The sequence below is a fragment of the Isoptericola sp. NPDC057391 genome (assembly GCF_042668085.1).
Classification (GTDB): domain Bacteria; phylum Actinomycetota; class Actinomycetes; order Actinomycetales; family Cellulomonadaceae; genus Isoptericola.
Map to the genome: position 1 here is coordinate 1 of NZ_JBHVBO010000126.1, position 12,381 is coordinate 12,381.

Below are 12,381 nucleotides of genomic sequence, written 5' to 3' on the forward strand. Positions count from 1 at the left end.
GCCGGGCGCCGGGCGCTGGTCACCGGCGGCGCCTCCGGCATCGGCGCCGCGTGCGCACGGGAGCTGGCCGCGCGCGGCGCCGACGTCGTCGTCGCGGACGTGGACCCCGACGGCGCGAAGCGCCTCGCCGACGAGCTCGGCGGCGAGGCGTGGGTCGTCGACCTCGCCGACACACCAGCCCTCGACGACCTGCGCCTCGACGTCGACGTCCTCGTCAACAACGCCGGGATCCAGCGGATCAGCCCGGTCGAGGACTTCGCCCCTGGCGACTTCCGGCTCGTCCACCGCCTGATGCTCGAGGCGCCGTTCCTGCTGGTACGGGCGGCGCTGCCCCACATGTACGCCCGCGGCTGGGGCCGGGTCGTCAACGTCTCGTCCGTGCACGGGCTCGTCGCGTCGCCGTTCAAGTCGGCGTACGTCTCCGCCAAGCACGGCCTCGAGGGGCTGTCCAAGACGGTCGCGCTCGAGGGCGGGCCGCACGGCGTCACCAGCGTCTGCGTCAACCCCGGCTACGTGCGCACCCCGCTCGTGGAGAGGCAGGTCGCCGACCAGGCCGCCGTGCACGGCGTCCCGGAGGCCGACGTCCTGGCCGAGGTGATGCTCGCCGAGCACGCGGTGAAGCGGCTCGTCGAGCCGGCGGAGGTCGCGTCGCTGGTCGGGTGGCTCACCGGACCCGACGGCGCCATGGTGTCCGGCGCGTCCTGGACGATCGACGGCGGCTGGACCGCGCACTGACCCTGGGGCAGGGTCACAGGATGCCGGGGGCGCGACGGAGCGCTCCCGACGTCGACGACGACACGGAGGTCAACCCATGAGCAGCTCCCAGGCCACGACGACGTCGCCGGGAACTCCACCCCCCTCGCGGAACCCGTTCGCCCGCGCGATGCGGCCGCTCAACTCCCTGGTCGAGCGCTTCATCCCCAGCGCGCTCGTCTTCGCGATCGTCCTCACGGTCGTGGTCGCGGTCCTCGCGCTCGTCCTGACCGACGCCGGCCCGGTCGACGTGCTGATGGCCTGGGGCGACGGCCTCGCGGGGCTGCTCGCCTTCATGACGCAGATGGCGCTCATCCTGCTGCTGGGGCACATGCTCGCCAACACCCGCCCGGTGCGCCGGCTGCTCGCGCGGCTCGGCGCCGTGCCGCGCACCGCGCTGCAGGCGTACGTCTTCGTGTTCGTCGTCGCGGCGGTCGCCTCCCTGCTGCAGTGGGGGCTCGGCCTCGTCGTGGGCGGCATCCTCGCCCGCGAGGTCGCGGCCCAGGCGCGGGAGAAGGGGATGCGCGTGCACTTCCCCCTGCTCGTGGCGGCCGGCTTCTCCGGCTTCGTCGTCTGGCACATGGGCTACACCGGCTCCGGCCCGCTGACGGCGGCGACCGAGGGCTCGTTCATCGCCACCCAGCTCGGCACCACGGTGCCCGTCGGCGAGACCACGTTCGCGACGTGGAACGTCGCCGCCGCCGTGGCCACGATCGTCGTCGTGGCGGCCGCCCTCGCCCTGGTCGCGCCGCGGGGCACCGACCGCATCGTCACGCTCGACGTCGACGCCCGCGAGAAGGACGTGGAGGTGGACGACGCCGTGGAGACGCCCGCCGACCGGCTCGACGCCTCCCGGTGGATCACGAGCCTCGTCGGTGTCGCCGTGGTCGCGTACCTCGTCGTCTACTTCACCCGCGGCGGCACGCCCACGCTGGACATCGTCAACTGGACGTTCCTCGCGCTGATCCTGCTGCTGGTGCGCAACCCGTTCGAGCTCATGGCGCTGGTCAAGGCCGCGGCCGCCAACGTGGGCGACATCCTGCTGCAGTTCCCGCTCTACGCGGGCATCCTCGGCATGATGACGGCCACCGGGCTCGTCGCCGTCCTGTCCGACTGGTTCGTGAGCATCTCGACGCCGAGCACGTTCGGAGTCCTGTCGCTGCTGTCGGCGGGGCTCGTGAACTTCTTCGTGCCGTCGGGCGGCGGGCAGTTCGCCGTGCAGGCGCCGATCCTGCTCGACGCCGCGAACGACCTCGGCGTGAACCCGGCCGTCGCGATCATGGCCATCTCCTACGGCGACCAGTGGACCAACATGATCCAGCCGTTCTGGGCGCTGCCGCTGCTGGCCATCGCCGGGCTCAAGGTCCGCGACATCCTCGGCTACACGACGGTCACGCTCATCGCCTCGGGCCTCGTCTTCGCCACCACCCTCCTGATCGTCGGCGCGGGCTGAGCCCGCAGGCGACCCCTGCCCGTCCCACGGAAAGGACCCTCATGACCCTCATGACCGACCGGCCACGCACCGGTCTCGACAAGACCGTCGCGACGGCGGCCGCGGCCGTCGCCGACGTCCCCGACGGCGCGACGCTCGCCGTGGGCGGCTTCGGCCTGTGCGGCAACCCGGTCGCGCTGATCGAGGCGCTCCTCGCCCGCGGCACCACGGACCTGGCCGTGGTGAGCAACAACTGCGGCGTCGACGACTGGGGCCTGGGCCTGCTGCTGGGGGCCGGACGCATCCGCCGGATGACCAGCTCGTACGTGGGCGAGAACAAGGAGTTCGAGCGGCGGTTCCTGGCCGGCGAGCTCGAGCTGGTCCTCACGCCGCAGGGCACGCTCGCCGAGCAGCTGCGCGCGGGCGGCGCCGGGATCGCGGCGTTCTGGACCCGCACCGGCGTCGGCACCCAGGTGGCCGACGGCGGCCTGCCGCAGCGGTACGACGGCGCCGGCGGCGTGGCGGTGGCCTCGCTGCGCAAGGAGGTCCGCACCTTCGCGACCCCGGACGGTCCCGCCGAGTTCGTGCTCGAGGAGGCGATCACCACGGACTACGCCCTCGTGCACGCGGCGCGGGGCGACCGGCACGGCAACCTCGTCTTCCACCGCTCCGCCCGGAACTTCTCGCCGCTGGCCGCCATGGCGGGCCGGGTGTGCGTGGCCCAGGTCGAGGAGCTCGTCGAGCCGGGCGAGATCGACCCCGACGACGTGCACCTGCCCGGCGTGTTCGTGCACCGCGTGGTGCACGTGCCGGACGGCGAGAAGCGGATCGAGAAGCGCACCACCACCCCGACGACGAAGGAGGGCTGAGCCGTGCCGCTCACCCGCGACGAGATGGCCGCGCGCGCCGCGGCCGAGCTGGCCGACGGCTGGTACGTGAACCTGGGCATCGGCCTGCCGACGCTGGTGCCCAACCACGTGCCGGCGGGGCGGCACCTGGTGCTGCAGTCCGAGAACGGCCTGCTCGGCGTCGGCCCCTACCCCGCGGACGCCGACGTGGACCCCGACCTCATCAACGCCGGCAAGGAGACCGTCACCCTGCTGCCCGGCGCCTCCGTGTTCGACTCGGCGACCAGCTTCGGCATGATCCGCGGCGGCAAGATCGACGCCGCGATCCTCGGCGGCATGCAGGTCTCCGCCGGCGGCGACCTCGCCAACTGGATGATCCCCGGCAAGATGGTCAAGGGGCCCGGCGGCGCGATGGACCTGGTGCACGGCGCGCGGCGGGTGATCGTCCTCATGGAGCACACCGCCAAGGACGGCTCGCCCAAGCTGCTGCCCGAGTGCACGCTGCCGCTCACCGGGCGGGGCGTGGTGCACCGCGTCATCACCGACCTCGCCGTGCTCGACGTCGCGGCCGACGGGTTCGTGCTGCGGGAGCTCGCGCCGGGTGTCGCCGTCGACGACGTGGTGGCGGCGACGGGTGCGCCCGTCACGGTCGCCCTCGACGCGGCGGAGGCCGTCGCATGAACGCGCCCGGCGACGTCGTCGTGGTGGCCGCGGCGCGCACCCCGCAGGGCCGGCTCGGCGGCGCGCTGGCGCCGCTCACCGCCGTGGACCTGGGTGCCGTCGCCGCGCGGGCCGCGCTCGACGCCGCAGGTGAGCTCGCCGCTGAGGTCGACGCGGTCGTCGTCGGCCAGGTGCTGCAGGCGGGGGCCGGCCAGAACCCCGCCCGGCAGACCGCGGTGGCGGCGGGCGTAGGCCTGCAGGTGCCGGCCGTCACCGTGAACAAGGTCTGCCTGTCCGGCCTGACGGCGGTGATCGACGGCGCGCGGCTGCTGCGGACCGGCGAGGCGTCCGTCGTGCTGGTGGGCGGGCAGGAGTCGATGTCGCGCGCCCCGCACCTGGTCCCCGGCGCGCGGTCCGGCGTCGGGTACGGCGACGCCACGCTCCTCGACGCGGTCGCGCGCGACGGCCTCACCGACGCGTTCGACGGCCGCGCCATGGGGCTCGCCACGGAGGCGTTCAACGCGGGCGACGTCTTCGTCACGCGCGCCGAGCAGGACGCGCTCGCGGCGGCGTCGCACCAGCGCGCGGCGGCCGCTGCGAAGGACGGGCTGCTCGACGCGGAGCTGGCGCCCGTGGCGGTACCGCAGCGGCGCGGGGAGCCGGTCGTGGTGCGTGCCGACGAGGGGGTGCGCCCGGACACGACCGTCGACGGGCTCTCCCGGCTGCGCCCCGCCTTCGCCCCCGACGGGACGATCACGGCCGGCAACGCCTCGCAGCTGTCCGACGGCGCGGCGGCGCTGGTGCTCACCACCCGTGACCGCGCCGCGGCGGCGGGGGCGACGGTCCTCGCGACCCTGCGGTCGTGGGGCCAGGTGGCCGGCCCGGACACGTCCCTGCACTCGCAGCCCGCGCGCGCCGTGGAGGCCGCTCTCGCGCGCGAGGGCTGGGCGCCGGGCGACCTCGACCTCGTCGAGCTCAACGAGGCGTTCGCCGCGGTCGTCGCGGTGTCCGCGCGGCGGCTCGGCGTCGACCCGGAGCGGGTCAACCCGCACGGCGGAGGCATCTCGCTCGGCCATCCGATCGGCGCGTCCGGCGCGCGCCTGGTCGTGCACGCGGCGCACGAGCTCGCGCGCCGGCGCCGGGCCGGGGACGGCGGCCGGGCCGCGGTCGCGCTGTGCGGGGGCGGCGGCCAGGGCGAGGCGCTGCTGCTCGAGGGGTGACGCTGCTCGCGCCGGCCCGCTCAGGCGGTCCGGCGCGAGCGCGCCACGAGCACGAGGGCGACCAGCACCCCGACGACGCTCGCCGCCGCCGCGACCCAGAACGCGGCGGAGTAGGCGCCGGCGGGGTCGGCCGTGCCGGCCGCGAGAAGGGCGGTGACCACCGGGGCGGCCGCCGCGGAGCCCACGGTGCGGACCACGCTGTTCAGCCCGGTCGCCGCTCCGGTCTCGGTGGGCGGCGACCAGGTGACGACGAGCTGGGCGCAGATCGCGTACCCGATGCCGTTGCCGAGGCCCAGCACCGAGAACGCCACGACCACCGCCCACGGCGTCGCGGGCCACAGCGCCAGCCCGACGGCCCCGAGGAGCATCACGGCCGCGGCGACCGCCCCCGTGCCGCCCGGGCCGACCCGCCGCACGAGCGCCGGCGTCGCGCGACCGCCGAGGAAGACGAGGATGGCGCTGGGCAGCATCGCCAGCCCGGAGACGGTCACGCTCATGCCGTGCCCGTAGCCGGTGCCCGCCGGCGCCTGCATGAGCAGCGGCAGCGCGACGTAGCAGACGTAGGGCACGAACCCCACGGCCACGGTGAGCAGGCTGACGAGCACGATCGGCCCGTGCCGGAAGGTGCGCACGTCGACCACCGGCGCGGCGGTGTGGCGCTCGACGAGGACCAGAGCGGCGAGCAGCAGCGCGCCGGCCACCCCGACGACGACCGTCCGGGCCGACGTCCAGCCCCACGCGCCACCCTGCGAGACGGCGAGCAGCACGCCCACGAGCCCGCCCGCGAGCAGCGCGATGCCGGCCCAGTCCGTCCGGCGCCGCACGGCGGGCGCTCCGCCGCGGGGCACCCACGCGGCCACCAGCGCGCCCGAGCCGAGGATCAGCACCGCGCCCAGCACGAAGAGCCAGCGCCAGCCCAGGGCGTCGACGACCACGCCTCCCACCACGAGCGCGGCGCCCGCGCCGAGCCCGATCATGCCGGGGATCCAGCCGAACGCGGCCGCGAGCCGCTGCCCCGACAGCAGGGAGCGCGCCAGCGCGAGGGCGAGCGGGAAGGTCGCGGTGCTCACGCCCTGGACCACGCGCGCGGCGAGGAGCACGCCGAGGTTCGGGGCCGCCGCGGCCACGAGGGTCGCCGCGGCGAACACGACGATGGTGCCGAGCAGCACCCGGCGGTGGCCGAACCGGTCCCCGAGGTTGCCGACGACGGGCGCGAGGACCGCCCCTGCCAGCAGGAACGCCGTGAGGATCCACCCGGTCCCCTGCGCCGTCGCGCCGAGCTCGCGGCCGAGGGTCGGCAGGGCCGGGACCACGAGCGTCTGCATCAGCGAGAACGCCAGCACCGCGGCGCTCAGCGCGAGGGTCACGAGCCCGGGGCGGCGCACCACGGTGCTGTCGGTCGGGTCGCCGTGGGCCTCGTGGGTTGCGATGTCGGGTCCGATGTCGGGTCCGATGTCGGGTCCGATGTCGGGTCCGATGTCGGGTCCGATGTCGGGTGCGGTGTCGGGTGCGGTGTCGGGTGCGGTGTCGGGTGCGACGTCGGGCGCCGGGCGGGACGGAGGCACGGGCGGGCTCGCTCTCTGTGTGGAGGGTGGCTGCGCCTCGTCGCGCGGGGCCGGGATCGGGCGAAACGAATCGGAACGGAACCGTCGTTCCGATTCACCCTAACATCCGGCCGCGGGCTACCGTGTGCCCATGCCCTCCCCCGCCGACCCGTCCGACGAGCGCGCTGACCGTCCGCTGCCCGGCCGGAAGCGGGAGGCCCGCGCCAACGACACGGCCGTGCTGGCCGCCGCGCGCGAGGTCTTCGCCGCCCAGGGCCACGGCGCCTCGATGGCCGACGTCGCCCGGCACGCCGGCGTCGGCGTGGGCTCGGTGTACCGCCGCTACCCCACCAAGGAGGCGCTGGTCGAGGCGCTCCACGTGCAGGCCGTCCGCGAGGCGGCACGCCTCGCGAGCGAGGTCGCGGACGGGTACGTGTCCGGCCCCTCGACCGACGACGGCGCCGTCGGCACGTTCCTGGCCCGGCAGATCGCCGAGGCCACCGGCCCGCTGCTGCGCCCTCCCGGGACGGGCGGGCCGCTCACCGCCGACCTGGCCGCCGCGACGCGCGACCTGCGCGTCGGGCTCGAGCGGCTGGTCGCCTACGACCGCGCCGCGGGCGTCCTGCCCGCCGGCTTCACGACCGCCGACGTCATGCAGCTGCTGCTGCACCTGCGCCCTGCGCTCCCCTTCCCCCGCGCCGAGGCGGACGCCCTGCACCTGCGCTACCTCCGCCTCGTCCTGGCCGGGCTGCGCGCGCGGGCACGCGACGACGTCGGCCTCGGCGACGGGCCGCGCTGGGACGAGTGGGTCGGCGCCTGGCACGACTGAGCGCCGTCCCGCCCGTCACTCCTGCGGCGCGTGCCGCTCCAGGAACTCGTAGACCTCGGTCGTGTCGACGCCGGGGAACGCGCCGGACGGCATCGCCGCCAGCATGGACGCGTGCGGGCGGGCGCTCGGGAAGGCGTGCCCGCCCCAGCGGCGGGCGAGCGGCTCCGCCGGCCGCCGGCAGCAGCTCTCGTCGGGGCAGCGCGACGTGCTGCGCGCCGTGGTCTCCCGACCCAGGAACCACTTGACCTGCGCGTACGGCACCCCGACGCTCACCGAGAACCGCCCGTCGGCCGTGTCCTGCACGCGCGACGTGCACCAGTACGTGCCGGTCGGGGTGTCGGTGTACTGGTAGTACGGGCTGAGCCGGTCGGCGATGCCGAACACGACGCGGGCCGTCCAGTGCCGACACACGTGCTGCCCCTCGACCGTGCCGAGCGGGTCGGCCGGGAAGCGCACGCCGTCGTTCTCGTACGCCTTGTGGATCGCCCCCGACTCGTGGACCTTCATGAAGTGCACCGGGATGCCCAGGTGCCGGGTCGCCAGGTTCGTGAAACGGTGGGCGACCGTCTCGTAGGACACGGCGAACGCGTCGCGCAGGTCCTCCAGCGAGATCGACCGCCGCTCCTTGGCCTCGCGCAGCTGCTTGACCGCCTCGCGCTCGGGCACCAGCAGCGCCGCGCACAGGTAGTTCGCCTCGACGCGCTGGCGCAGGAACTCGCGGTAGTCGCGCGGCTCGGCGTGCTCCAGCACGTGCGAGGCGAGGGCCTGCAGCACCGCGGAGCGCGCCTCCGACCGCCCCCGGATCCCGTTGCTCGGCAGGTAGACCCGGCGGTGCAGCTGGTCGATGACGGCACGCGTGGACTGCGGCAGGTCCGGCTCGTAGTGGATCGAGAAGCCGAGATGGGCGGCCAGCTCCCCCACCGCCCGCTGCGGCAGCGGCCCGCGGCCGTGCCCGACGTCGTCGAGCAGGCCGCGCGCGACGATCTCCAGGTCGGGGAAGTAGTTGTCCTGCGCGCGCATGTCGGCGCGCAGCTCGGTGTTCGCGCGGCGCGCCTCCTCCGGGGTGAGCGCCCGCTCGGAGTGCAGCCGCTCCAGCTCGCGCTGCAGCCCGACGATCGCCTCGAGCGCGTCCGACGGCAGCGACTTGCCCACCTTCACAGGGCGCACCCCGAGCGCGGAGAAGAGCGACCCCCTTTGCACCCGCTCCAGCTCGATCTCCAGGGCGTCGCGGTGCGACGGCGCCTCGGCCGAGAGCAGGTCCTCGACGCTCGCGCCGAGGGCGCGGGCCACCGCCTGCAGGCGCGCGATGGTGGGCTCGCGCTTGCCGTTCTCGAGCATCGAGACCTGCGACGGCGCACGTCCGATGGCCTCTCCGAGCTGCTCGAGGGTCATGCCACGGCGGGTGCGCAGGTGCCGGATACGACGGCCGATCGTGAGGGCGTCCGCCTCGTGCTCGATCGGGATGCCGGTCGGCAGCGTGGCGTCGTCCCGGGTACCGGGCCGGTTGTCGGTCGAGATGGCCATGCTCGAGGGTGACACGCGCCACACCTTCCGTCCAGGAGAAGAACCTCGGAATTTCTCTCCAGAATTCCTGGCGGCAGGGTGGTGCGGCAGGCGAGGGTCGTGGTCATCGGCACCACGCCATGCGACACCGAGCGACACCGAGCGACGAAAGAGGCACGACATGACCGCCACCCTCGAGCCCCGCACCACCGCCACCGGCGACCAGACGCAGACCGCCGCCGCGCTGGCCGAGCAGTGGGCGTCCGACCCCCGCTGGGCGGGCGTCGAGCGCACCTACACGGCCGAGGACGTCGTCGCGCTGCGCGGTTCGGTCGGCGAGGAGTTCACCCTGGCGCGGCGCGGCGCCGAGCGGCTGTGGCGACAGCTCCACGAGGAGGACTTCATCAACGCGCTCGGCGCGCTGACCGGCAACCAGGCCGTGCAGCAGGTGAAGGCCGGGCTCCAGGCCATCTACCTCTCGGGCTGGCAGGTGGCCGGCGACGCGAACCTCGCGGGCCAGACCTACCCCGACCAGTCCCTGTACCCGGCGAACTCCGTGCCCGCCGTCGTGCGCCGCATCAACAACGCGCTGCTGCGCGCCGACCAGATCGACGTCTCCGAGAACGGCGCCCCGACGCGCGACTGGCTCGCCCCGATCGTCGCGGACGCCGAGGCCGGCTTCGGCGGCCCGCTCAACGCGTACGAGCTGATGCGGTCGATGATCGCGTCGGGCGCCGCGGGCGTGCACTGGGAGGACCAGCTCGCCAGCGAGAAGAAGTGCGGCCACCTCGGCGGCAAGGTGCTCATCCCGACGCAGCAGCACGTGCGCACGCTCAACGCGGCCCGTCTCGCGGCCGACGTCTCCGACGTGCCGAGCGTCGTCATCGCCCGCACGGACGCCGAGGCCGCCACGCTGCTCACGTCCGACGTCGACGAGCGCGACCGCCCCTTCCTCACCGGCGGCCGCACGGGCGAGGGCTTCTACGAGGTCCGCAACGGCGTCGAGCCGTGCATCGCCCGGGCCAAGGCCTACGCCCCGTACGCCGACCTCATCTGGATGGAGACCGGCACCCCCGACCTCGAGCTCGCGCGCAGCTTCGCCGAGGCCGTGAAGTCCGACTTCCCGGACCAGATGCTGGCGTACAACTGCTCGCCGTCGTTCAACTGGAAGAAGCACCTGGACGACGACACCATCGCGAAGTTCCAGCGCGAGCTGGGCGCCATGGGCTTCCGCTTCCAGTTCATCACCCTGGCCGGCTTCCACGCCCTCAACTACTCGATGTTCGACCTCGCCCACGGCTACGCCCGCGAGCAGATGTCCGCCTACGTGCGGCTGCAGGAGGCCGAGTTCGCCGCCGAGGAGCGCGGCTACACCGCGACCAAGCACCAGCGCGAGGTCGGCACCGGCTACTTCGACCGCGTGTCGACGGCGCTCAACCCCGACGCCGCCACCCTCGCCCTCGCCGGCTCCACCGAGGCCGCGCAGTTCTGAGAGCCGTGCGGCTCTGAACCTCCCCCACCCGCTCAGCCCCGACAGACCGGAGGCACGCCATGACCACGCTCACGTCCCCGACCACCGCCCCGGTGCCCGCCGTCGCGCCCGCCGTCGGCACGCCGCTCGCCGACACGGCGACCGACCCGTTCGTCTGGGGCGGGACGTCGCTCGCGGAGGGTCACCTCACCGTCACCGCCCCGCTCGGGCCGCGCGACGAGGAGATCCTCACCCCGGAGGCGCTGGCGTTCCTGGCGATGCTGCACGACCGGTTCGCCGACGACCGCACCGAGCTGCTGCTGGAGCGTCAGCGGCGGATGCGACGCATCGCGGACGGCGACGACCCGGACTTCCACCCCGCCACCCGGCCCGTGCGCGACGACCCGTCCTGGCGGGTCGCGGGCGCGGCCGGGGCGCCGGGGCTGAGCGACCGGCGCGTCGAGATCACGGGCCCGACGGACCCGAAGATGACCATCAACGCGCTGAACTCGGGCGCCCGGTGCTGGCTGGCCGACGCCGAGGACGCGCAGTCGCCCACGTGGCGCAACGTGGTGGAGGGCCAGCTCGCCCTGCACGACGCGATCCGCGGCACGCTGACGTTCACCAACCCGGCCGGCAAGCGGTACGAGCTGCGCTCGACGGACCTCACCGAGCTGCCGACGATCGTGTTCCGGCCGCGCGGCTGGCACCTGTTCGAGTCGCACCTGGCCTACACCGGCCCGGACGGGTCGACGCAGCCGGCGTCGGGCTCGCTCGTCGACTTCGGGCTGTACCTCTTCCACAACGCCCACGAGCTGGTCTCCCGCGGCCGCGGGCCGTACTTCTACCTGCCGAAGCTCGAGGGCTACCGCGAGGCACGGCTGTGGAACGAGGTCTTCGAGGCGGCGCAGGAGGCGCTCGGCCTCCCCCGCGGCACGATCCGCGCCACGGTGCTCATCGAGACGCTGCCCGCCGCGTTCGAGATGGAGGAGATCCTCTACGAGCTGCGCGACCACTGCGCCGGCCTCAACGCCGGCCGGTGGGACTACCTGTTCAGCGTGATCAAGTGCTTCCGCACGCGGGGGTCGTCGTACGTGCTGCCCGACCGCGGCCAGGTGACGATGACCGCGCCGTTCATGCGGGCGTACACCGAGCTCCTCGTCGCCACGTGCCACAAGCGCGGGGCGCACGCCATCGGCGGCATGAGCGCCTTCATCCCCGACCGCCGCTCCCCCGAGGTGACCGAGCGCGCCGTCGAGCAGGTGTGGGCCGACAAGACGCGCGAGGCCCACGACGGCTTCGACGGCACCTGGGTGGCCCACCCCGACCTGGTCGAGGTGGCGCGCGGCGCGTTCGACGAGGTGCTCGGCGAGCGCGAGAACCAGGTCGACCGCCGGCGGGACGACGTCGAGGTGGGCCAGGCCGAGCTGCTCGACGTCGCCTCGGCGCGGCGGGGCGGTGCGACGGTCACGGCGGCCGGGCTGCGGACCAACGTCTCCGTGGGGCTGCGCTACATCGAGTCGTGGCTGCGCGGCACGGGCGCGGCGGCGATCGACCACCTCATGGAGGACGCGGCCACGGCCGAGATCTCCCGGTCCCAGGTGTGGCAGTGGGTCGCGTCCGGCACGACGACGGACGACGGCCTGCCCATCACCCGCGTGCGCTGCGAGGCCGTGCTTCGCGACGTCCTGCGCGGTCTGCCCCGGTTCGCCGGCGACCGGTTCGAGGACGCCGCAGCGCTGTTTCGCGAGGTGGCGCTGGGCGAGGAGTTCCCGCCGTTCCTCACCACCGGCGCGTACGCCCGCTACCTGGCGGGCTGAGCGTCCGCCCGGACGGCGCCGGGCACGCGGCTGCGCACGAACCCCGCCCGGGGACGTGCTGGACCGCGCACGCGGCGTCCCGGACCTGGCCGGCGTGTTCGCGCTGGTGGCCGAGGGGCGGGCGGCACTGTCCCCCACTCCGGCCGCGCTGCCGCTGTGCTTCTTCCACCCGCTGCACGGCCCCGCCGCCCGCCGCGTCCCCTGGCGTCCGGTGGGCCGCCGGGAGCAACTGCGGATCGCCGCCTGCGACACCTGCATCCGTGCGGTCCGCGCCCGCCGCGCACCGGAGGTCCTCACGGAC

At 74.7% G+C, this 12,381-nt stretch carries 10 protein-coding genes and 1 pseudogene; 9 read left to right on the forward strand and 2 right to left on the reverse strand.

Annotated elements, in window-relative coordinates:
- The 5 genes from ACFUVW_RS14910 to ACFUVW_RS14930 all read left to right on the forward strand — a co-directional run.
- Window positions 1-735 (forward strand): SDR family NAD(P)-dependent oxidoreductase (locus ACFUVW_RS14910; protein WP_430572107.1); only part of this gene is annotated, 735 nt, incomplete at its 5' end.
- Window positions 736-811: 76 nt separating this feature from the next.
- On the forward strand, window positions 812-2,206 hold the full coding sequence (locus ACFUVW_RS14915; protein ID WP_430572108.1) for a short-chain fatty acid transporter: 1,395 nt from the start codon (window positions 812-814) through the stop codon (window positions 2,204-2,206).
- Between the two features lie 41 nt (window positions 2,207-2,247).
- A complete protein-coding gene (locus tag ACFUVW_RS14920) occupies window positions 2,248-3,054 on the forward strand; it encodes a CoA transferase subunit A (RefSeq protein ID WP_430572109.1) in 807 nt (268 codons plus the stop codon).
- A 3-nt stretch (window positions 3,055-3,057) separates the two neighbouring features.
- Entirely contained in the window at window positions 3,058-3,714 is a 657-nt protein-coding gene (locus ACFUVW_RS14925) for a 3-oxoacid CoA-transferase subunit B (protein ID WP_430572110.1), read from the forward strand.
- Window positions 3,711-4,913, forward strand: coding sequence for an acetyl-CoA C-acyltransferase (locus ACFUVW_RS14930; RefSeq protein ID WP_430572111.1), 1,203 nt, complete (start codon window positions 3,711-3,713; stop codon window positions 4,911-4,913). Before ACFUVW_RS14925 ends, ACFUVW_RS14930 begins: the two co-directional genes overlap by 4 nt.
- Window positions 4,914-4,933: 20 nt before the next feature.
- Here the strand turns inward: ACFUVW_RS14930 and ACFUVW_RS14935 are convergent, their stop codons facing one another.
- A complete protein-coding gene (locus ACFUVW_RS14935) occupies window positions 4,934-6,478 on the reverse strand; it encodes an MFS transporter (protein ID WP_430572112.1) in 1,545 nt (514 codons plus the stop codon).
- Window positions 6,479-6,608: 130 nt separating this feature from the next.
- Between ACFUVW_RS14935 and ACFUVW_RS14940 the strand changes: the two genes are divergently transcribed.
- Complete coding sequence (locus ACFUVW_RS14940) at window positions 6,609-7,286, forward strand: helix-turn-helix domain-containing protein (RefSeq protein WP_430572113.1); 678 nt, start codon at window positions 6,609-6,611, stop codon at window positions 7,284-7,286.
- 15 nt (window positions 7,287-7,301) lie between these two features.
- Here the strand turns inward: ACFUVW_RS14940 and ACFUVW_RS14945 are convergent, their stop codons facing one another.
- On the reverse strand, window positions 7,302-8,810 hold the full coding sequence (locus ACFUVW_RS14945; protein WP_430572114.1) for a helix-turn-helix domain-containing protein: 1,509 nt from the start codon (window positions 8,808-8,810) through the stop codon (window positions 7,302-7,304).
- A 160-nt stretch (window positions 8,811-8,970) separates the two neighbouring features.
- Between ACFUVW_RS14945 and aceA the strand changes: the two genes are divergently transcribed.
- The 3 genes and pseudogenes from aceA to ACFUVW_RS14960 all read left to right on the forward strand — a co-directional run.
- On the forward strand, window positions 8,971-10,281 hold the full coding sequence (gene aceA / locus ACFUVW_RS14950; protein ID WP_430572115.1) for an isocitrate lyase: 1,311 nt from the start codon (window positions 8,971-8,973) through the stop codon (window positions 10,279-10,281).
- A 59-nt stretch (window positions 10,282-10,340) separates the two neighbouring features.
- Complete coding sequence (gene aceB / locus ACFUVW_RS14955) at window positions 10,341-12,080, forward strand: malate synthase A (RefSeq protein ID WP_430572116.1); 1,740 nt, start codon at window positions 10,341-10,343, stop codon at window positions 12,078-12,080.
- Between the two features lie 55 nt (window positions 12,081-12,135).
- Window positions 12,136-12,381 (forward strand): annotated as a pseudogene (locus ACFUVW_RS14960) (hypothetical protein); the annotation flags it as partial.

What these genes read in the sequence shown, in the direction of transcription:
- ACFUVW_RS14915 (WP_430572108.1), top strand. Translation starts at nt 812, where the DNA reads ATGAGCAGCTCCCAGGCCACGACGACGTCGCCGGGAACTCCACCCCCC.
- ACFUVW_RS14920 (WP_430572109.1), top strand. Translation starts at nt 2,248, where the DNA reads ATGACCCTCATGACCGACCGGCCACGCACCGGTCTCGACAAGACCGTC.
- ACFUVW_RS14930 (WP_430572111.1), top strand. Translation starts at nt 3,711, where the DNA reads ATGAACGCGCCCGGCGACGTCGTCGTGGTGGCCGCGGCGCGCACCCCG.
- ACFUVW_RS14940 (WP_430572113.1), top strand. Translation starts at nt 6,609, where the DNA reads ATGCCCTCCCCCGCCGACCCGTCCGACGAGCGCGCTGACCGTCCGCTG.
- ACFUVW_RS14945 (WP_430572114.1), bottom strand. Translation starts at nt 8,810, where the DNA reads ATGGCCATCTCGACCGACAACCGGCCCGGTACCCGGGACGACGCCACG.
- aceA (WP_430572115.1), top strand. Translation starts at nt 8,971, where the DNA reads ATGACCGCCACCCTCGAGCCCCGCACCACCGCCACCGGCGACCAGACG.
- aceB (WP_430572116.1), top strand. Translation starts at nt 10,341, where the DNA reads ATGACCACGCTCACGTCCCCGACCACCGCCCCGGTGCCCGCCGTCGCG.